The organism is Elusimicrobiaceae bacterium, from assembly GCA_028700325.1.
GTDB lineage: Bacteria > Elusimicrobiota > Elusimicrobia > Elusimicrobiales > Elusimicrobiaceae > JAQVSV01.
The window spans coordinates 1-21178 of record JAQVSV010000006.1 but is presented as its reverse complement, the minus strand read 5'-3'; the positions used below and the strand labels follow the sequence as shown (position 1 = coordinate 21178).

Below are 21178 nucleotides of genomic sequence, written 5' to 3'. Positions count from 1 at the left end.
TTTAGAATTTCACGGCGAAGCCGTGCCGGGTGATTGCGGTTCTGAGAAACCGCTCGAACAGCTGGGTATAGGTGCCGCCGTTAAGGCGCACCAGGATGGGCAGATCGCTGTACTCGGGCGACATGCCGGGCAGCGGATTGACGTCTATTATATGAGGAACGCCTTTGCTGTCGAGCCGGAAATCAATCCGCGCCATGTCCCGCAGTTCCAGGCAGCGGAACGCCGCGAGCGCGTATTTCTCAACGGCCTGGCGCACTTTCCGGCCGAGCGTGTCCTGCCGCCGGTAGACGATTTTAGTTTCCCATTCTCGTTTGTACTCGATTGAATAGAGGAAATAATCCTTTTCCCTGACTGTGGGTTCGATTTTCATCATGCCGAGCAGTTCCGGCCGGTTATTGCCGCAGATCCCGGCGGTGATTTCGTCGCCCGGCATGAATTCTTCGATAACCGCCGGCTGGCTGTGTTTTTTCAATACGTCTTTGGCGCGCGCCTTGAGATCCGCGAAATTATCCACCACGGAATTGTCGTGCACGCCTTTCGAGGAGCCTTCCCAGCGCGGCTTTACAATGTAACGCCGCCCGTCGCGGAAAATCCGCGGCAAGCCGGCGAGATCTTCGGCGGCGCTGACCAGATGCATCGCCGGAACCGGGATTTTCGCGTGATCGAGCAGCGCGGACGTGACATACTTGTCCAGCGTTATGCCCAGCGCCACCGGGTCGGATCCGCTGTACGCAATCCCCATGCTTTCCAGCAGGCAGGGCACCTGCGACTCGCGGCTTCGGCCGGTGCCGATCCCTTCGGCTATGTTAATCATCAGATCAGGCCGCCGCTCGCGAAGCCGCGCCTGAAAATCATCATCCTGTTCGTACAGGAGGACCTCGTAGCCGTATTTCTCTATTTCGCGCCTGAGGCTTTCTATCGTGTGAATATCGTCGTATTCCTCGTACGCTTCGTTCACGCAGCCTTCCTTGCGCAGGTTGAAGGCCAGCCCTATGGTGTTAAGTGTTTTCTGCCCGCCGGAGGATGGAGGTTCGGCGGAGTCTTTACCGGGTGCTTCTTCAAGGCACAGCTGTTTTTCGGTCATTGATGTTTTTTATTGTCCGTTCGGTATTGGTATCGGTTACCGCTCAAGCCATGCGGGCATGGGCGAAGCGCCGCGGATTAAAAATTGCGGGCCCGAAACTTTCCCTTTTATTACGGCAGGTTTTCGCGCGGCGCGAACGCACCGCTTAAAGAAGGGATATATACGGCCGGCGTTTTCAGCGCAGTCGTTCATCCCGATGTGAAGGTTTGCTGCGGCACTGCTGTTTTGGAGAGTCTGTTGCGTCCGCTCCGGTGCTGCTTGATTTTTACTGCCACTTCCGTCCGGCTCAGCCTTAGGTTCGAGAACCATAGTCTTTGTGTTTCTTCCTTATGAGAAAGAAATTTGCTGCGCGCCATGATTTCCGGCGTCTGATGATATTATAGTACAAATCTCCGCCAAATCAAATTTCACGACGGCGGCGCGCCGTCCGGGACGGTTGCTTTCCGCCCGGCAATCTGTTCTCGCACGATAAGCGCGGCCAGCGCGCCCAGCAGCAGCGGATTAAGCGCGGCGGACAAAGACACTTCCGGTTCGCAGAAATATAAAAAGTTTTTCGGAACAAGCAGCAGCCCGAAAATCCACAGATATGCGCAAGCGTACCTGCCGTTATAGCCCGCTTTGAAATACAGGTACAATGGCGCGAACAGGCTGATCAGCCGGTAATCCGCCGACACATACGGCAGCGCCAGCATTGCCGCCGTAAGCAGCGCGACTTTTTTCCACAGTTCTTTTTCCAGCCACACCCGCCGCAGCGTGAAAAGCCCCAGCGCCGCCGCGATATACGGATAGAATTTGATCAGCCGCGGGCTTGAGTAAACAGGTTCTATGCCCAGAATCCAGCACCGCACCGCCTGAAGCGCGCCGTAGAGGCTGTGCCCGAACACCAGTCCGTACCCCTTGCCTACATATTCCGCGTTATACGCGCGCATCGTGGCGAGCATGGCGGAGATGTTTTGCGCGAGCCCGTTATGGAAATACATGAAGCCCGCGACCGTGACCGCCGCGCAGATCGCGGCGGACAGCGCTGCCCAGCGCATTTTTCTGTCCGTCACGAATAAAAAGAAAAATATCGCCGGATAAACCTTGCAGGCCGCCGCCAGCCCTATGCCCAGCGCGGCGGCGGCGTATTTCTTTTTGTCGTAAAAATATATGCCGGCGAACAGGCACGGAAACGCAATCAGCTCCAGATTGCCGCGGTGCAGCAAGTAAATAACCGGGTACGACGCGAACGCGCCGCCCAGCACATTAAGCGCGGTTTTCGCGGGATCCTTTTCCCTGAAAACCAGCCAGCCGGCCGCGCCGATAACCAGCGCGGCCAGCAGCAGGTATAAGTCGCTCGGGCGCAGGAACGGCTGTCTGGCAAGCAGCAGCGCCGCCAGGTTAAGCGCCGGCGGATATACGCTGTTGAGCACCGCCGCGCCGGAATAGGGATTGCCGGTGGAGGCCAGTTTGACGGTTTCGTAGAAATCGGAAAAAAGCCAGTCGTTGTTGAACAGAAAAGTGTTTTGGGGGTAGTCGCGATGCAGCAAAGCCCCCATCAGCGCGCAGTGATAGAGGCAGGCGGCAATCAGGCCGCCGAACACGATAACAGCCAGTTTCCTGGTATTGGTCATACGGTGGCAGGATTATTGTAGCGTTTCCCGCCGCACGGCGCAATGCGCGGTGCGGCCGGGCAGGCTCAAGCCTGCCCGGCCGCGAGCGACTAATTGCCCGTCATCATTTTTTCCACGTCCTCGGCGGCCTGCCCGGCAAGTTTTATGCCGAATTTTTCAACCAGAGTCGCGGCGACCTGCGGCGACAGGAAAGCCGGCAGTGTCGGACCCATCCTGATTCCCTTAAACCCGAGCGCCAGCAACGCCAGCAGAACCGCAACCGCCTTCTGTTCATACCAAGCGATATCGAATGAAAGCGGCAGTTCGTTGACGTCTTTCAGCCCGAACATGTCTTTCAGCGCGAGTGCGGTTACCGCCAGCGAATAGGAGTCGTTGCACTGGCCCGCGTCCAGCACACGCGGAATGCCGCCGATATCGCCCAGCTTCAGTTTGTTGTAGCGGTATTTGGCGCAGCCGGCTGTGAGTATGACTGTGTCCGGCGGCAGCTGCCGGGCCACTTCCGTGAAATAACCGCGCGCGGGCTGGCGGCCGTCGCAGCCGGCCATGACCACGAACCGTCTGATCGCGCCTGATTTCACCGCCGCGACTATTTTGTCCGCCAAGGCGGCAACCTGATTATGGGCGAAACCGCCCACCAGCTCGCCGGTTTCCAGTTCCAGAGGCGGAGCGCAGGTCTTTGCCAGCGCGATCAGCTCCGAAAAATCCTTGGTTTTTCCGGGCTGGCGGTCTTCGATATGTTTTACGCCGGGATAACCCGTCATGCCGGTGGTGAAAATCCTGTTCCCGTAGGAATCCTTGACCGGGATGATGCAGTTGGTGGTCATCAGGACAGGGCCGTTGAATGTTTCGAAATCCTTGTTCTGGTGCCACCATGAGCCGCCGTAATTGCCGGCGAAATGCGCGAATTTCCTGAACGCCGGATAATAGTGCGCCGGCAGCATCTCGCTGTGGGTGTACACGTCCACGCCGGTTCCCCTGGTTTGGATGAGCAGTTCGTGCAGATCTTTCAGGTCATGCCCGGAAATAAGGATTCCGGGGTTTTTGCGGACGCTCAGCTCCACCCTGGTTATTTCCGGGTGGCCGTAGGTGACGGTGTTGGCTTTGTCGAGCAGCGCCATTGCCGATACCGCGGTTTTTCCCGTTTCCAGAACAAGCGCGGTCAGTGTATCGGCGGGCAGCTCGCGGGTGCAGTCGGCCAGGCCCTTGATCACGGAATCATAAATTTCATCGCTTACGCAGCCCAACACGGCGGCGTGATGCGCGTAGGCCGATATGCCCTTGAGCCCGTACAGCACCAGCGATTTAAGCGAGCGCAGATCGGGGTTTTCGCTCAGAGCCATGATGCCGCAGGTGCCGGCTTTGGCGAGCATTTCCGCGTCACCGGCCGCCGACCAGATCATTGAGTCATGCGCTGGCCCGGCCAGTTTGCCGTCCAGACCGCGGGCCAGTTCCGCTCGCAATGCCAGGGCCTGGCGCACGAGACGCAGAAGCGCGGTATCGTCGAAATTGGCGTTGGTTATGGTGGAAAACAGCGCCGCCGTTATGAAATCCCCGTATTTCCGGTCGCGCGGCGCGGGCAGTTCATAGGCGTAACGCGCCATGCCCATCAGCGTGTAGATCAGCAGATCCTGAATGTCGGAAGTGCCGTTTTTCTTTCCGCATGCTCCGGCGATTGTGCAGCCCGTGTTTTTGGATGTTTCCTGACATTGATAACAGAACATTATATCCCCCTTGCTGTGCGGCCCGCCCGGATTTTAATGGCGCGCCGCTTTACATTATATATAATAGGTCGGTGCGGTCAATCGTTTTGTGTTCGCCAGGATGCGGACGCGCTACCCCCGCAAAATATTATCATATATCGGGATTGGCAGGCGGGACGGGATGACGGAGCATGAAAATAGAACATGTCGGGATCTGGACCGGCGATATCGAAAGACTGGCCGGGTTTTACGAGAGGTAGTTCGGCGCGGCGGCGGGGCGGGCATACCGCAACGGGGCGACGGGTTTTTCATCGCGGTTCCTGGAATTTGAGTCCGGTTCCAGGCTTGAACTGATGAATATTTCCACGCTTGCGCCCCGGCAAAGCGGCAAGGCGGAGCGCTTTGCGGGTTACGCGCATGTGGCGATTGCCGCAGGCGACGAGCGGGCGGTTGATTTGCTGTCCGCGCGGCTTAAGTCCGACGGGTATGTGATTTGTGACGGGCCGCGCCGCACGGGCGACGGGTATTACGAGTGCTGTGTTCTTGACCCGGACGGCAACCGCGTGGAAATAACGGCGGATAAACCGTGAATAAAAAAGAGAGGCTGGCTGAAATAACGGAAATACTGCGGCCGCTGTATTTCGGCGCGCGCACCGAGCTGGTTTACAAAACGCCTTTTCAGCTGCTGGGCGCGGTCATTTTATCGGCCCAGTGCACGGACTCGCGGGTTAACGCGGTGACGCCGGAGCTTTTCGGGCGATACCCCGGTCCGCGCGAACTGGCGGCGGCTCCGCTCGGCGAGATCGAGCGGCTTGTTCATTCGGCGGGGTTTTATCACAGCAAGGCGCTGTCGCTGAAACAGTCCGCCGCGGCAATCATGGAAAAATTCGGCGGGCGCGTGCCGGATACCATGGACGGGCTTTTAAGCCTGCGCGGAGTCGCCCGCAAGACCGCCAATGTCGTGCTTGGCGAGGCGTTCGGAAAGACCGAGGGGTTTGTGGTTGACACGCATGTTAAAAGGCTGGCGTGGCGCATGGGGTTTACCGGCAGTGCGGATCCGGTTAAAATCGAGCGCGATTTCATGCGGCAGCTTGACCGGGCCGACTGGCGCTGGTTTTCCATGGCGCTGGTTCTGCACGGGCGCCGGGTTTGCCAGGCGCGCGCGCCGCGCTGCGCGCAGTGCCCGGTAATTGATTTTTGCCTGCGCCGTGATGTGAATAAATAGCTGATTGGCACGCGAACCGCCCCGCCGCAATACGCGGCGGGGCGGTTATTTATTTGCCGGGTTTGCGGCCGGTTTCTTTTTATGGTTTTCCCGGCCGGTTTTTATTTTGCTTGTTTTTTGCCGGAAGCCGGCGTTTTTGCCGCAGGTTTGTTTTTTGCGGAGGTTTTTCCGGCTGGTTTTTCCATTGCGGCGGGCTTCTCTCTTGATGCTTTTGTCTGTTTGTCAGAGGAGGTTTTGCCCGGTTTTTTAGCCGCGGAACCGGCTTGCGCGGCTGGTGTTGCGGCGGTTTTGGCCGAGGGAACCGGTTCTTTTTTAGCGGAACCGGTTTTTCCGGGCGCGGTTGTTCCGCCCGGTTTTTTTATGGCTGTTTCCCCGGGTTTGCGGCCGGGTTTGCCGGTTTCCTGGCCGGGTTTCGGTTTTGTTCTGACAAAAGGCGGCGCGGTGTAACGCTGGCCGAAAGTGCTGAAAATGCTGTACATGCAGGCGTTCACCACTTTCATGCGGAACGCTTCGTCATTCAAGAGCATTTCCTGCTCCGGCAGGATCAGATACGAGGTTTCGATAAGCACGGCCGGCATGGCGGTCAGGCGGATCACATGATAATCGCCGTAACGGAGCCCTTCGTCCGGCAGGGGAATGAATTTCTGCATGCCCCTGTGCATGTTCGAGGCGAAGCTGCGGCTGTGCGGGAAATAGTAGTAAAGCGAGTATCCGCGCGGAGTGGCGTAGGGATCGGCGGTGTCCACCAGCGCGTTGGCGTGAATGCTTATGTACAGGTTGCCGTTTTCGCGCGCGGCCATGCGGGGCCGTTCGCGCAGGGGCACGGTTTCGGAGCTTTTGCGGGTGGTCAGCGCGACCGCGCCGTGTTTTTCAAGCTCGGTTTTGAGCATCTGCGCGATTTCCAGCGTGTGCTGGTATTCCATCGTCCGCATGGGCCCGATCGCGCCGTCGTACGGCGGAGCGGAGGTGGGCGAATGACCGGGATCAATGATAACCTTAAGGCCCGCGAGTTTGCGGCCGGGCCTGCTTTTCAAAAGCGGTTTGCGGCTGAGGGAAATGATCGCGCTGTCCTGCGAGCCGGTCACGTCATAACCCCACAGAGTCAGCCCCGGCTGCAGATTGACTGATACGGTGCAGGTGTTATTGTCGTCCTGCCGCCAGCGGATGTCGCGTATCATGGTGTCGGACGAGTCATACACGATCCAGTTGGTATGGTTTTTCGTGTAAAAGAACGTGACTTCCAGCCCGTTTTCCGTTTCCACCGCCCGCCACGGCGCGGAGCCTACTCCCGCGATGACGACCGCGGTGCCGGTTGCGCTGCAGACCGTGTTTATCGTAGTCATCTCGCTGGACGGCGGCGGAGTGCCGTCCGGCAGGTACCGCACATAGCTTTCGTCCACCCAGCCGTCAAGCGTTTCCGAAAGTTTCAGTTTGAGCGTGCGGCCTGTTTTCGCTGTTGCCATCAGTCGCTGTCCGGCGGAAAGAAAAAGCATGTAGCCGGCTCCGCTGGCGGTGCGCGTGCCTACCGAATCGGTGGTGATTTCCACGACCGGGCTGAAATCCGGCCTGACGGACACTTTCCCGCCAGCCAGCGCCGTCGCCTCGCCAAGCGCGCCGGTCAGCCGGAACTGGATTTCGGCTTTTTCCGCTTTATCGGCGCTCTGCGCCAGATAGGCGCCAGCGTAACTGCCCGGCGCGGTTTCCGGCATCGGGAGCTCGCCGGACAGTCCGCGTATCCTGAAAAACGCTTTCTGCCCGATCGTGCCGCTGAACGAGGCGTATATCCAGTCGCCGGGGCGCGCTATGATGTCGGCCCACGGCGACAGGGAGGAAGTGTCAATATACACGGCGGCGTTATCGGGTTTTTTAAATGATGATCCCACCACGATATTGCGCACGGCTTTCACCGTTTGCGTGCCCGCCGTAAGCTCGCAGTTGAAAGCGAACGGGCCCGGCTTGACCGGCAGATATGTGATAAACGCGCCGTTCGAATGCACTTTTACGGATACTTCATTGATTTTCAATTTGCCTTTCGGCGGTTTGATGTTGCCGAACAGGTATGCGGCAGAGCCGCCTGACATTATGTGTCCTTCTACAGGATACACGATGTCTATTTTCTGCGCGCTGGCGCAGGGCGCGGACAGGGTGAACAGCAAAGCGGTTAAAAAATGTTTTTTCATGGCTATCCCAGTGAACGAATATATTAAAATATTATAGCATTCTGCGCCAAACCGCAGTCTGGCGGCCGGGATAATATTAGGTCTTATGGACCGGGTCAGGCGGTGCTTTTCGGTCCTTGCGTAAGGCGGATGCCGTTGTATAGAATATACCATAATTGAAACTCGCTGGACTGAACGGTGGAAAATATGAAAACGATGATGAAAAGGTTTTTGATCGCGGCGGTCGCGGCGCTTTGTCTGGCCGGGCTGGTGTCTTTCAGCGCATATGCCGCCGGGCAGGACGCGGGCGTCAGAAAGCACGCCAGGTGGACCGTGATGGTCTACCTCAACGGCAACAACAACCTTGCGCCCGATATACTGCGTGTTGTCAACGAAATGGAACAGACCGGTTCGAACTCCGATGTGCAGATGGTTGTGCATATGGCCAGAAGCACCAAGGATCTTACTCCGCCGGCCCAGTACAAGCAGCTCAAGTCCGGGCTTATCGTGCCCACCAACAAAATAGTGACCATGGATGACGTGGTGGGCGGTTCCGCGCGTTATCATGTGACCAAAGACAGCAATTCGGCGGTTATCTCTTTCGCCATGGTTACTGATGCCGACCCCGCTTCGCCCGCCACCCTGCTCGATTTCATGCGGTGGGGCAAAAGCGCTTATCCGGCAGACCATTATCTGCTTATGATGTACGGTCACGGCGCGGGGATGCTGGGCACTTCGGCCGGCGACCAGAACGGAGGACATTCACGCATGTCCATACCCGATCTTGGGTTTGTGCTCAGGGCCGCGAAAGGCGTGGATGTGCTTTTCTTTTACTCCTGCCTGATGCAGATGGCTGAGGTTTCGGCGCGGCTTGACGGCGCGAAGCTGATAATCGGTTCGGAAACTTCCATGCTTACCAACGTGCCTTTCACCGATATGTTTGAGGCGGTCCAGCAAAACGCTTATCAGGGCGCGGAAGGCATGGCCGCCGGGATTTTCAAAGCCGTGGCTCAAAACGACACCCGGCTCGGCAGGGCTGATCCCGTGTTCACGCTGTCGGTGGTAAGACCGAGCGGGTTGAAGAACGTGATCGCGGCGCTGAACGAATATGTCAGCGCGATAATTTCCGAACACGATCTGCAGTCGTCGCTTTTTGCCCGCGACAAAGTATTGCGGATGGACAGCGACACGTCGAGCATGTATAACGATTACTGCGATCTCGGCCATTTTATCCAATTGCAGGCGAGTGCGAGCGGATCGGAAAAGGTGAGAAGTGCGGCGAAAGCCCTTCTGACCGTCATTTATAAAGACTATGTCGTAACTGCGGCTCAGGAAGACAGTGCCCGCTCCCGGCTGACCAGCGGTGTGTCGGTTTATATGCCGAGCAAAAACCACAGGATTATGGACTCTTATTCCAGCAATCCGTTCGGCGCATCCAAGTGGGGCGGTTTCCTCCGCTGGGTAAATCTGTCCCGCGACGGCAGCGGGTTTGACGAGGCCATGCGAAAAAGACGTTAAACCGCATTTGTTTATGCAGCACGGGAAAGCCCCGGAATTTTCCGGGGCTTTCCCGTTTTTGGTTTGGCGGGGCAGGTGTTTCCGGCCCGCCTGAAAGGTCGGGCGGTATAAAAAGTCCCGCCGCGGTAAAATCCGGCAAGCCGTGATTCCATTAGCCGGGCGCGCTGGGACTGGTGTTATGCGCCCGCCGCAACGTATTCGCCGCCTGTGCGCCGGCCTGTGCGCCGGCAGGATATTTTAAGGAATTGCCGAATAAGATAGAATTGCTGATATGACCAGCTTCATGCGGTTTGTTCGCGAACATAAAAAACTTTCCGTGACGGCGGGCGCAGCGCTGGTTCTGGCGGCGGGAGCCGTGGGCGGGCTGTATTATGCCCGCGTGCGGTATTTTACTCCGGAACGGATGTCGGCCATAATCACGGCGCGGATAAAGAAACATCTGGCGCGTGATTTTTCGTTCCGTGCCGTCCGGCTTACCCGCGCGCACGGGCTGGAATTTGAAGGTGTTGCGCTGAACGAAAACAGCAGGCGTTCCGGCGGAGATTTCCTGCGCGCCGGCAGCGTGATGATTGACACGAATTTACGCGCGCTTCTGGCGGGCCGGGCCGAGTTTGACAGACTGACGGTGACCGACGGCTCGCTTCTGATAAAGCGCACGGACCGTGGCGTGTGGAATTTCGACGATATTCTTGCGTTGCGCGATCCGGATAAAACCGGCCGGCCGGTGACGGAAATGGTGATCGCAAACGGTCTGCTTCAGTATGAGGACGGACTGGACGGCACCAGGCTGATCTTTACAAACGTTAACGGAATTTACAGATACGGCGGATCCGATTACATGCGGCTGGAAGCCCGTGCGGACGGGCTGTTTCGCGGCGCGCAGATAAGCGGCGGGGTAAGCGTCATCTGCACGGTGAATTTTAAAGGCGGCAGATTCTCCGGTTCTGACGGCGCGGTGAAAGTTTCCGGCCTTGTGTCCGGCGCCATGGAGGCCAGCCAGCTGGATTTAGACTGGAAATTAAGGGATTTCGAGGGTCCGCTTTACAAACGCGGCATTGACGCCGCGTTTTACGCCGGAGGCGTTACGCTCAAGGGGCTGGGCCGCGCCGGTTACGGAGAATGGACGTACTGGCTTGCCATGCCGTTTAAAACGCTTTCCAGTCTGCAGGGCGCGAGCGTTCCGGATCTGAACGCGTTTAAAGTGGACAGCCTTAAAACCAGGTTCCGCCAGCGCGCCCGGCAATGGGAAACGATGGAATTCGCCGCCGCCGGCCCGGATCTGAAGCTGGACTTCGAGGGCTGTGTTGATCCGGGCAGAAAGGAAGGCGATTTCAAACTGGATATGAAAGCCGGCAGCGCCGGGCTGGAGCTGGCGGTATGGGGTCCGCTTGATAACCCGGAATTCAAGCCGGAAGTTTCTTCGACAGTCGGAAGCGTTCTGCGGGATTCGCTGCGCAGCCTGCGCATGTTTCTGGACACGCGCTACCCTGTAAGCACGGCGGACTGACCGTGCGGCGCGGAATATGGCGGGAATAATTTGAACGGGAGCTTGTTATGACAAAAAAAATTCTTGTGATAGGAGCGGGTCCGGGCGGGTACCCCGCGGCGGCAAAGGCGGCGGCGCTTGGCGCGGAGGTGACGCTTGTTGAAAAGGCGCATCCCGGCGGGGTTTGTCTGAACTGGGGCTGCATTCCGTCGAAATCGCTGCTTGACGCGGCGCACCGGTTTGAAGTGCTGCATGATTTGCCGGCGCTGCTTGAGCCGGGCGCGGAAGCCGCGCTGTCCGATGTGGCCGCGCATCTCAGCTGGGCGAAAATTTCGGCGCGCAGGCAGGCTCTTATAGAAAAACTGCGCGGCAACCTGATGAGGCTGTTCAAGTCGCTCGGGATTGATTATGTGCAGGGTACGGCGCGGTTTTTGTCGGACCGGGAAGCCGAAATTGAGACCGGCGGCGGCCGGCGGACCGTTGCGTTCGACGCGGCCATCATCGCAGCGGGCACCCGGCCGTTTTTCCCGAAACCCTTTGACGCGCTGCGCGCGGAACTGCTTGATAACACCAGCGTGTTCGGGCTGGAGAAGCTGCCGGGGTCGGTTGCGATTATCGGCGCTGGCGCGATCGGAGCGGAATTTTCGTGCGTGTTCCACTCGTTTGGCGTGCAGACTCATCTGGTAGAGCTTCAGCCCGGCGTGCTGCCCGGCATGGATCCGGGCGTGGGCCGCGCCGTGGCGGCGGCATTCAAAAAGAAAGGCATTAATCTGCATCTGGGTGTGAGCGCCGACTCCGTTGCCCTGGAAAACGGGAAGAAACTCCTGCACCTTTCGGACGGCACGCAGTTGCATGCGGATGAGGTGCTTGTCGCGGTCGGACGGGTGGCGGAACTGGGTGAACTCGCGCTCGAGAAGGCCGGGCTTGAGTGGGACAGGCGCGGCATTAAGGTGGACAGCCGGCTTCGCACCGTGAAACCGCACATTTACGCCGTCGGCGATGTGAACGGGCTGGCGCTGCTTGCCCATGCGGCGGAACATCAGGGCGATATCGCCGCCTGCAACGCGCTGGGCCACAGCGAGGAATATGACAACGAACTGGTGCCGGGCTGCATTTATACGCGTCCGGAAGCCGCCTGCGTGGGGCTGGACAGGGAACGGGCGGAAAAGAAGGGCCATACAGTCAAGGTTGGCCGGGCGTTTTTCCTGAGCTCCGGGCGCGCTCTGAGCCAGGATGAGCCGGACGGGTTTGTGCAGGTTGTTTCGGACGAGAAAACCGGCAAAATACTCGGCGGACAGATCGTCGGCCATACCGCCACCGAGCTGATCCACATTTTTTCCGTGGCAATCCGGGCCGGGCTGACTGTGCCCGAGCTGAAAAAGGTCATGTTTGCCCATCCTACTATGTCCGAAACGATCAAAGAAGCGCTCAGCCGCTGATAGCCGGCTTGACGTTTTGCGCCGCGGCCCGTTTTACGGGCCGCGGTTTTTTATAAATTCCGCTCACGAAAACCCGGCGCTGGCAGGCACGGCATAATGATTGCCGGCATGGCTCAGGCAGGGGGGATGGAGTGCGTAACCCTGCGCAAGCAGGGCAAACGAAGTCTGGACCAAAAGAAATCCCCGGCTTGCCGGTAAAGCGTAATAACAACCGGCAGGCCAATGGCACAGGCGGGGGAGATTCATGTCCGGCTAGACTCCGGCGCGGCGTGACAGCGTTGCTTTTTGCGCTGGAAAATGTCGCTTCAAACATATAATATGTATATAGTCGGGACAGTTGCCAGTAAAACCAGGAGGTTTTGTGACAAGCATAACATTAAGGAGGACTCCGCTTTTCGACGCTTTGGTCAAAGTCGGCGGACGCATGGTTGATTTTCACGGCTGGGAAATGCCGGTGCAGTTTTCCGGGATCGTAGCCGAACATAAAGCCGTCAGAAACGCCTGCGGCGTGTTTGACGTTTCCCATATGGGCCAGGTTTTCGTAACCGGGCCGGACGCGCACAGGTTTGTGCAGTACGTTAACAGCAATAACATCAAATGCGAGCCGGGCAAAGGCGTTTATTCCCATATTCTGGCCGACAACGGCGGCATTATAGACGATGCCATCTCATTCTGTATCGAGCCGGAGCGGTTTCTGATCGTGGTCAACGCCGCGACGCTTGCCAAGGATTTCGCGTGGTTTGAAAAACAGTCCGCCGGTTTCAATGTGAAACTGGAAAACGCGAGCGACCGGTTCGGCATGGTCGCGGTGCAGGGTCCGAAAGCGCCCGCGCTGGCCGGCGAAATATTCCCCGCCGCGCTCAGGCTGCCCCGGTTCGGCATACTGGAAACCGAATTCGGGGGCGAATACACGGTCGTCACCCGTACCGGTTATACCGGCGAGGACGGCTTTGAGGTCGCAGCTTCCCCTAAAGGGATCAACGCGTTCTTTGACGAACTGCTCAGGCGCGGCGGCGCTTACGGCCTGCTTCCGTGCGGGCTGGGCAGCCGCGACACGCTGCGGCTGGAGGCCGGCTATCTGCTTTACGGCTCCGACGCGGACGAAGACCACACTTCCTACGAAGCCGGCTGCGGCTGGGTGGTCAAACCCAAGAAAGGCGAGTTTATAGGCAGGGACGCCGTTCTCCGCCGCAAAGATGCCGGCCTGCGCGAAAAGCTCACCGGTTTCAGACTGACCGGCCGCGGGGTGCCCCGGCACGGCTGCGCGGTTTATAAAGACGGTGTCAGGATCGGGGCGCTTAACAGCGCGACTTTCTCGCCCAGCCTCAACGCCGGGATCGGAGTCGGCTATGTGACTCCGGTCAATCTCGAGCCGGGCGACAAGGTGGAAATAGAAATCCACGGAGCGCGGGTGGCGGCGGAAGTCGCCAAAACGCCGTTTTACGACAACAAGGTTTGAATCCGCCGGATTTGGCCGGCCTGAAAAAATCAATTAATTACAAGGAGCGGTATATGTTCAACGCAGAAAATTGCAAATTCGCAAAAAGCCATGAATGGGCGCATGTTGAAGGCGATACGGCAACAGTAGGCATCAGCGATTTCGCGCAGCATGAGATAAGCGACATCGTGTTTGTGGAGCTTCCTAAAGCAGGGGCGGCGGTGGAGCAGGGCAAGGCGTGCGCGGTAATCGAGTCGGTCAAAGCGGCGTCTGATTTCTACGCGCCGGTTTCCGGCACCGTGACCGAGGTGAACAAAGCGCTGGTGGACGAGCCGTCGCTTGCTAATAAGGCGCCGCATGGCGAAGGCTGGTTCTTCAAGCTGAAACTTTCCAAGCCGGCGGAACTGGCCGGGCTGATGGATTTTGCGGCTTACCAGCAATCGGCCGGCAAGTAAGGGGCGCAAAATGTTCAGTCCACACACCACAAAGCAACGGGAGGAGATGCTCAAGGCCATCGGCGTTTCCTCTGTAGAGGAACTGACGGCGCAGGTGCCGGCGGAGCTGCTCAATCCCGCTTACAATCTGCCGCCGGCGCTGACGGAACAGGAACTGGTGGAGCATGTGACCCGGCTCTCCGCGAAAAACACGCCGCTGGCGTGTTTCGCCGGCGCGGGCGCGTATGACCATTACATTCCGTCGGCCATCCGCCATATTGTCCAGCGCGGCGAGTTTCTCACCGCCTACACGCCCTATCAGGCCGAAGCCAGCCAGGGCATGCTGCAGGCGATTTACGAGTTTCAGAGTTCGATTTGCGCGCTGTTTGAGATGGACGCGGCGAACGCTTCCATGTATGAGGGCGCGACCGCGCTGGCGGAAGCGGTTAACGCCGCCGTCCGCATAACCGGCAGGAAGAAAATCCTGCTGACGGGCGCGCTGCATCCGGAGTACAAAGCCACGCTCAAAACCTATTTCGGCGTGACAGGCGCGGCGGTGTTTGCCGATATTCCCTGCGCCGGCGGGCAGATGGACATGGCCGCGCTGGACTCCATGCTGGGCGGCGATACGGCGGCCGTTGTGCTTGCCACGCCCAATTTCTATGGCGTTATCGAAGACGCGCAGGCCGTGAGCGACAAAGCGCACTCCTGCGGCGCACTGCTTGTGGCGACCGTCAATCCGGTAAGCCTTGGCGTGCTGGCCGCGCCCGGCAGTTACGGGGCGGATATCGCCGTCGCGGAAGGGCAGGGCCTGGGCAATCCCATGTCGGCCGGCGGTCCTTACCTCGGCATTTTCGCGTGCAAAAAAGAGCATATGCGCCATATGCCGGGCCGCATCTGCGGCCTGACAAAGGATCACAACGGCCGGCGCGGGTTCGTGCTTACCCTGCAGGCCCGGGAACAGCATATCCGGCGCGAACGCGCGGCCTCCAACATCTGCTCGAACGAGGCGTTGTGCGCGCTGTCGGCTACAATCCATCTGGCGCTGCTCGGGCCTGCCGGGCTTAAGGAAGCGGCTGAACTGTGCGTTGAAAAAGCGCACAGGCTGGCGGCGCTGCTGTCCGCCGCGCCGGGCTTCAGCGTCAAATATTCCGGGCCGTATTTCAACGAGTTCGTGCTCGAGTGTCCCGTGCCCGCCGAAAAGGTGCGCAGCCGGCTGCTTAAAAAAGGCATTCTGGCGGGCGTGCCGCTCGGCAATTTTGACAAGTCAATGAAAAACTGCCTGCTCGTCTGCGCCACCGAAAAGCGCACCGACGAGGAAATGAGGCAGTTCGCCGCCGAACTGGGGAGGTTTTCCAAATGACGACCGCAATGAACTGCAAACCCGCCGAACTGAAAACCGAACCGATGATTCTTTCGATCGAACGAAGCGCAGCCGGCCGGCGCGGCATCCGGTTTCCCAGGCCGGAGAAGCACGCCGGCGCCTATCTGCCGGAGCGGTTTTTGAGAAAAACCCCGCCCAGGCTGCCCGAGCTCAGCGAGTTTGAGACGGTGCGGCATTACACCGGCCTGTCGCGCAGGAATTACTGCCTCGACACGCATTTTTATCCGCTGGGTTCCTGCACCATGAAATACAATCCGCGCGTCAACGAGGATATGGCCGCGCTGCCGGGTTTTGCCAACGTCCATCCATACGCGCCGGAAGCGGCGATGCAGGGCACGCTCGGGTTTTATTACGGCATGGAACAGCTGCTGTGCGAAATTACCGGGCTGGGCGCGTTCACTCTCGCGCCGGCGGCCGGCGCGCACGGCGAGTTCACCGGGATACTTGTTGCTGCTGCCTATCACCGTTCCCGCAAAGATCGCGCGCGCACCGAGATCGTAGTGGCCGATTCCTCGCACGGCACCAATCCGGCTTCGGCGGCGATGGGCGGATTTTCGGTGGTGACGGTGAAATCCAAACCGAACGGGCGGGTTGATCTGGGCGCGCTGAAAGCCGCGCTTGGCCCGAAGACCGCGATGGTAATGCTGACTGTGCCGAACACGGTGGGCCTGTTTGAAAGCGAAATTCTTGAAATATCGAGGTCGGCGCACGACGCGGGCGCGCTGTTTTACATGGACGGCGCGAACTTTAACGCCGTAATGGGCATCGCCAAACCCGCGCAGTTCGGCGTGGATATCATGCATCTGAACCTGCATAAATCGTTTTCCACGCCGCACGGCGGCGGCGGGCCCGGTTCGGGCCCGGTGGGCGTGGTCAGGGAACTGGAGAAGTTTCTGCCGGTTCCGCGTGTTGTTTGCGAAAACGGGGCCTATAAAATAAAAACCGGCCGGCCGGGCAGCATCGGCCGGGTGCGCAGTTTCCTGGGCAACACGGGCGTGGTGCTCAAAGGCTACTGCTACCTGCGGATGCATGACGGCGGCACGCTGCGCTCGATAGCCGAGAACTCTATAATCAACGCCAACTATGTGCGGGTGAAGCTCAAAGACCTGTTTCCCTGCGCTTACGACGAGCACTGCATGCACGAATGCGTGCTGACCACGGTGCCGGAGCGGCTTAACGGCATTAAAACTCTCGACGTGGCCAAGCGGCTGCTCGACTACGGGTTCTACGCGCCGACGATATATTTTCCGCTGATAGTGCATGAAGCGCTTATGATCGAGCCGACTGAAACGGAAACCCGGGAAACGCTCGACGCTTTTATCGGCGCGATGCGCGCGATCGCCGCGGAAGCGCTGGCGGATCCGGCGCTTGTTAAAAACGCGCCGGAGGGTTTGCCGGTCAACCGGCTGGACGAAGTGGGCGCGGCCCGCAATCCCGACGTGCGCTGGCGGTAGTGGTTTGCCCGTCATGCGCGGTATCATACTGGAGTGGCCCGCGCTGGACGTGTTCGGGCAGATGGCGGCGGATGAAGCTGTCGCGGTGTCCCGGCCTGAGGAGTTCGCGGTGCGGTTTTTTGACTGGTCCGGTGCCGGCGCGACGTTCGGTTACGCCCAGACGGTGAGCGAAGTCGAGCGCGCGCTGCCGCCCGGCACGGGCACAAATTACACGCGCAGGCCGACCGGCGGCGGAATTGTGCCGCATTTTTCGGATCTGACTTTCTCGTGCGTGTTTCCCGACGGCGGGGTTTTGAGCCCGGCGCAACTGTATGCGCGGTTGCATTCCGCCATCAGCGCGGGCCTGTGCCTGCGCGGGATAGGGGCGGAGCTGTATAGCGGCGCGGCGGACTATGCGCCGTCCGGTCCGCAGGGCGCGAGCCGGTGTTTCGAGAAACCGGTGGCGCAGGATCTCATGTCGGGCGGAAGCAAGATTCTGGGCGGTGCGATCCGCCGGTTCGGCAATACAGTGCTGTATCAGGGTTCGCTGCAGCTGCCTGGCGCGCGGGCCCGCGCCAAAGAGCTTGAGCTGGTGATACTGCGCTGCCTGGCGGCGCAATGGGAGCTGAAGTGGGCAAGCCGCCGCGCGGATGAAGCGATGCTTGCCGCGGCGGGCGCTTTGCGGGAAAAGTACATTTCGTCCCAGTGGATAAGGAAACTCTAGCCGGTTACGGAGAATCGAGATGATAGCATTCGTTGTCTGCAAACTTACTGTCGGGCTGGAAAACAAGGCGGTGGCGCACATCCGCGGCATTCCGGCGGTGAAAGACGTGTATCTTACGTTCGGCGCGTGGGACGCCGTGGTGATAGCCGAGGCGCCCACCATGGACAAGCTCAGTTCCATGGTCGTGCGCGAGATCCGCAGCACGCACGGCGTGCAGAGCACTGAAACTCTGGTCACCACCAATTTCTGAACGGATGGGCGGCAAGGTGAACGGCATCGGTTTTTTCCGGTTCGCATGTTCCGGCGCAATAGCGGTGCGCGTTTTTAACGGCCGCCCGGCGGCATGATCAAGTTTCTGGCGGGCGTGGCCGCGCTGCCGGCTGTTGCGCTGGTGCTTTATGAAACGGGCGCGGCGTTTGTGAGAATTTTTTCGGTGTTCCGGCAGGGGTTTCCGTTTCTTGGCGGCATGGCGGCTTACACCGTGCTTCATTATCTGGTTTACCGGCCGCAGAAGCTGTATGTGCTTACGCATGAGCTGACACACGCGGCGGCGGCGTGGAGCAGCGGTTTTAACGTCCGGCGCATGAGGATCGGGAAGGACAGCGGGTCTGTGGTGCTGGACGGATCCAACGCGTTTGTCGCGCTTGCGCCGTATTGTCTGCCGCTGTTTGCGGCGATGTTCGCCATCTGCTATGCGGTAGCGGGCCTGTTTTACGATCTGACGCCGTGGACGGTTTATTTTATGCCGGGACTGGGGTTTTTGCTGGCGTTTCATCTTGTCAATACCGTGGAAGTGCTGTGCGCCGCGGGGCAGAGCGATCTCGATGCGGCGGGCGGAACGGTGTTTTCCACGGCGGTTATAGTGTTGTCGAACTGCGTTGTGCTGCTGGCGGCGTTTAAGTTTCTGTTTCCGGAAACCGTGGCGGTGCGGGCGGGCGCGCAGCATGTCGCGCAGGGCACTGTGGAGTTTTGGAGCCGGGCGCTCAATGCCGCGGCGGAGTTTTTAGGCAGGATATATGCGGGTGCAGGCGGAAGATGAATAGTGTTTCTTCGGAATTGAAGTCGGTAAAGCAGATCAGGCCCTTGAAACCGCTGAAACGGCACGGGCGCGTCATGCTTTCCACCAGATGGATTTTAAGGGGCGCGGTATTGCTGGCGCTTCTGGTGTCGCTTGCCGTTGCCGTAGGCGCGTACATCGTGCAGACCATGTTCACTCCGCAGCATATCACCATGCTCATCAGCTATAAACTCCAGGAAGCGCTGCACCGGCCGGTAGTGGTGGAAAACGCGCGGCTTCTGGTTTTCAAGGGCCTTAAAGTCGGCAGCATCAGGGTGCTGGGCAAGCGGGAAGATCTTGTTTCAACCGGGCCGCTGGAAATTTCGTATCGCTGGATGCCGCTGCTTAGACGCCAGCTTGAGGTGGATGACGCCGTTATCGAGGATATCCGTGTTAATGCCGTGGTTGACAGCAGCGGCGCCTGGCGGCTGGGCGATTTGCCGCATGGCGATTACGGTTCCGGTAACAGAAGCGGCCGGAATTCCGCCGCGACTCTTCTGAGGATGATCAGTTCCGCCAACGTGAGCGTGCGCAACGCCGTGCTTGCGGTGCGCGATCCGGCGGGCGGCGAAAAGCGCGTTTATTCGCTGCCGGAACTGCATTTGTGGGATTTCAGCGTTGATAAAAACACGCCGTTCCGGCTCGCGTTTGAATATGACGGCGGGTCCGGCCCGCGGCCGGTGCACGCCGGAGTTTACGCGGAAGGTTTTTTCAATCTTGCGGGGCTGAATCTGTCGTCAGCGACTTTGTCGGACACGGATGTGCGGGTGAACGCGTTTCGCGGTCCGGCATATTTAAAACTGGACGCGGAAAATTTTCTGGAGCCCGTGGTTACGCTGTCCGCCGCGCTGCCCGCTTTGAGCGACAAGGATCTGTATCCGTTCACGGGCAAACCGTTCGGTCTTAATTTGCCGAAGTCGAAGGTGACGGGCACGGCCCGGTATGCGGGCGGCAGGCTGGATCTGTCGGATCTGAATATCTCGCTGGGCGGCATGGCATTGCGTGCGCGCGGGAGCGTGGCTTTTTCCACCGCGATGCCCGCTTATAATGTGGAATTCCGGTCCAACAGCATAGATCTGGGCAGTCTGTCGAAATATTGGGGCGGAGCGAAAGAGTATCTGCTGGGCGGCAAGGTTTCCATGACGCTGACCGTGTCGGAGCGGGCCGGGCAGCCGGCTGTCGAGGCGCTGCGGCTTTATTCCAAAAACGCCAAAGGCATATTTCTCGGGTTCATGGTTTCGAAAGCCGATTTTTCCGCCGTAATGGACGGCGCGAATTCAGCGCTCAAAATCAATAACGCCACGGTCAAAGTCGGCGACACGGTGTTTTCAAGCCTGAAAGGGAGCGCGACCTATGACGGTTCAACCCTTACCGTCGGCGATCTTTCCGGCAGGTATAATGACAGCAGATTCCGCCTCAAGACCGAAATCGCCAATCTCAAAGACGTTAAAAAGCGCGATATCCATTCCGTAGTCAGGATGAATCATATAGATGTGGGTGAAACGATCGGCACGATCCGCAGTATCGCGCACGGGGTCAGTTCCAGGCCGGCGCCCAAGCCTTTTGAAGGAAAGCTGGCATGGCTTAGAAACTTCCGCCGGCGCATGCCGGACTTCATGCCGCGGTTCCACGGCTCTATTTACGCCGAAAAACTGGTGACGCCGGTTATTTCCGGGCGCAATCTTAAAATCGAGTTCAATCTCAGGGGGATCGGCAGGGGCATGCGGGGGCTTCACGGCAAGGTCTACGCGAAGCTGGACGAGGGCGTGGTGTACCAGCTGGAGCGGATGGCCGAGCAGAGCCCGGCGCTGAACGTGGCGTTCAGGCCGTTTCTGGCGATGCACCGGATGGAAACTTCGGGCGCGTTCCAGATCGGGTCGGTGCTGCGCGACGTGGGGTTCAATTCGATGGCAGCTTCCACGAACTGGAGATACGGCGGGATGTGGATCAACTCTTTTTATCTGGACGGCGGTGTCATGTCCGCTTATATGGACGGCATGGTGGACTGGCCCGGTGAAAAGCTGGATTTGAATGTGTATACCCGGTTCACCGCCCGGCGCGGCATGGGCGGGCTGTCGGAGAATCTTACCGACTCCAGCGGCAATCCGGCGCTGTCGTTCAACATAAAAAATTCGATGCTCGCTCCGAAAGTGACGATGCGTTCGCCGGACGATGTGGGCAGGAAAATAAGCGCGGCGGCAGCCGCCGGGATCAGCGCTGAATTCAAGGAAATACAGCAATATCTTAATATGGAAAAGCCGAAGCGCGAGGCCGCTGCGGCGTCAGGGAGGAAAAATGTCGGAACTAAATAATCTGGACGTCGTGGGGCTTTTGCAGGAGCATGACGCTATACTTAACGGGCATTTCCAGCTGCCGAGCGGGTTTCACAGCCAGAGTTATGTGCAGACCGCGCTGCTGATGCAGTATCCGCATCTGGCGCATAAGGTCGCTTCCGCGCTGGCGGCGAAATTTTCCAACGCGGTG

General features: G+C 59.0%; 18 protein-coding genes. 14 read left to right on the top strand and 4 right to left on the bottom strand.

Going from position 1 to position 21178, the window contains the following annotated elements; translation table 11 throughout:
* Position 1 precedes the first annotated feature (1 nt).
* The 3 genes from PHW69_01575 to hcp form a co-directional block, all read right to left on the bottom strand.
* Positions 2-1084: an ATP-grasp domain-containing protein gene (locus PHW69_01575; GenBank protein ID MDD4003878.1), complete on the bottom strand. Its 1083-nt coding sequence runs from the start codon at positions 1082-1084 to the stop codon at positions 2-4.
* 407 nt (positions 1085-1491) lie between these two features.
* Positions 1492-2697: a glycosyltransferase 87 family protein gene (locus tag PHW69_01570; protein MDD4003877.1), complete on the bottom strand. Its 1206-nt coding sequence runs from the start codon at positions 2695-2697 to the stop codon at positions 1492-1494.
* 89 nt (positions 2698-2786) lie between these two features.
* Positions 2787-4418: a hydroxylamine reductase gene (gene hcp / locus PHW69_01565; GenBank protein MDD4003876.1), complete on the bottom strand. Its 1632-nt coding sequence runs from the start codon at positions 4416-4418 to the stop codon at positions 2787-2789.
* 332 nt (positions 4419-4750) lie between these two features.
* On the opposite strand from hcp, the gene PHW69_01560 reads away from it, so the two are divergent.
* Together PHW69_01560 and nth are read left to right on the top strand one after the other, a co-directional pair.
* A complete protein-coding gene (locus PHW69_01560) occupies positions 4751-4987 on the top strand; it encodes a VOC family protein (protein ID MDD4003875.1) in 237 nt (78 codons plus the stop codon).
* A complete protein-coding gene (nth, locus tag PHW69_01555) occupies positions 4984-5622 on the top strand; it encodes an endonuclease III (protein ID MDD4003874.1) in 639 nt (212 codons plus the stop codon). Before PHW69_01560 ends, nth begins: the two co-directional genes overlap by 4 nt.
* Before the next feature lie 101 nt (positions 5623-5723).
* Here the strand turns inward: nth and PHW69_01550 are convergent, their stop codons facing one another.
* Entirely contained in the window at positions 5724-7802 is a 2079-nt protein-coding gene (locus PHW69_01550) for an N-acetylmuramoyl-L-alanine amidase (GenBank protein MDD4003873.1), read from the bottom strand.
* Positions 7803-8000: 198 nt separating this feature from the next.
* On the opposite strand from PHW69_01550, the gene PHW69_01545 reads away from it, so the two are divergent.
* From PHW69_01545 to PHW69_01490, 12 genes are all read left to right on the top strand, one after another.
* Positions 8001-9299 (top strand): clostripain-related cysteine peptidase, encoded by a 1299-nt coding sequence (locus tag PHW69_01545; GenBank protein ID MDD4003872.1) that lies wholly within the window; start codon positions 8001-8003, stop codon positions 9297-9299.
* 271 nt (positions 9300-9570) lie between these two features.
* The gene (locus tag PHW69_01540; protein MDD4003871.1) at positions 9571-10806 is read left to right on the top strand and encodes a hypothetical protein; all 1236 of its coding nucleotides are present in this window, start codon (positions 9571-9573) and stop codon (positions 10804-10806) included.
* A 47-nt stretch (positions 10807-10853) separates the two neighbouring features.
* Positions 10854-12224, top strand: a complete 1371-nt coding sequence (gene lpdA, locus PHW69_01535; protein ID MDD4003870.1) for a dihydrolipoyl dehydrogenase — start codon at positions 10854-10856, stop codon at positions 12222-12224.
* A gap of 361 nt (positions 12225-12585) precedes the next feature.
* Entirely contained in the window at positions 12586-13683 is a 1098-nt protein-coding gene (gene gcvT / locus PHW69_01530; protein ID MDD4003869.1) for a glycine cleavage system aminomethyltransferase GcvT, read from the top strand.
* A 53-nt stretch (positions 13684-13736) separates the two neighbouring features.
* Positions 13737-14117 (top strand): glycine cleavage system protein GcvH, encoded by a 381-nt coding sequence (gene gcvH, locus PHW69_01525; protein ID MDD4003868.1) that lies wholly within the window; start codon positions 13737-13739, stop codon positions 14115-14117.
* 10 nt (positions 14118-14127) lie between these two features.
* On the top strand, positions 14128-15459 hold the full coding sequence (gene gcvPA / locus PHW69_01520) for an aminomethyl-transferring glycine dehydrogenase subunit GcvPA (protein MDD4003867.1): 1332 nt from the start codon (positions 14128-14130) through the stop codon (positions 15457-15459).
* Complete coding sequence (gene gcvPB, locus PHW69_01515) at positions 15456-16934, top strand: aminomethyl-transferring glycine dehydrogenase subunit GcvPB (protein MDD4003866.1); 1479 nt, start codon at positions 15456-15458, stop codon at positions 16932-16934. The genes gcvPA and gcvPB overlap by 4 nt, the downstream gene beginning before the upstream one ends.
* Positions 16935-16947: 13 nt before the next feature.
* Entirely contained in the window at positions 16948-17637 is a 690-nt protein-coding gene (locus tag PHW69_01510; GenBank protein MDD4003865.1) for a hypothetical protein, read from the top strand.
* Positions 17638-17656: 19 nt separating this feature from the next.
* Positions 17657-17887: an Lrp/AsnC ligand binding domain-containing protein gene (locus tag PHW69_01505; GenBank protein ID MDD4003864.1), complete on the top strand. Its 231-nt coding sequence runs from the start codon at positions 17657-17659 to the stop codon at positions 17885-17887.
* Between the two features lie 93 nt (positions 17888-17980).
* On the top strand, positions 17981-18676 hold the full coding sequence (locus PHW69_01500) for a M50 family metallopeptidase (GenBank protein ID MDD4003863.1): 696 nt from the start codon (positions 17981-17983) through the stop codon (positions 18674-18676).
* Positions 18673-21006 (top strand): AsmA-like C-terminal region-containing protein, encoded by a 2334-nt coding sequence (locus PHW69_01495; GenBank protein ID MDD4003862.1) that lies wholly within the window; start codon positions 18673-18675, stop codon positions 21004-21006. Before PHW69_01500 ends, PHW69_01495 begins: the two co-directional genes overlap by 4 nt.
* Positions 20990-21178, top strand: a 189-nt coding sequence (locus tag PHW69_01490) for a hypothetical protein (GenBank protein MDD4003861.1), incomplete at its 3' end; no start/stop codon positions are given. The genes PHW69_01495 and PHW69_01490, both read left to right, overlap by 17 nt.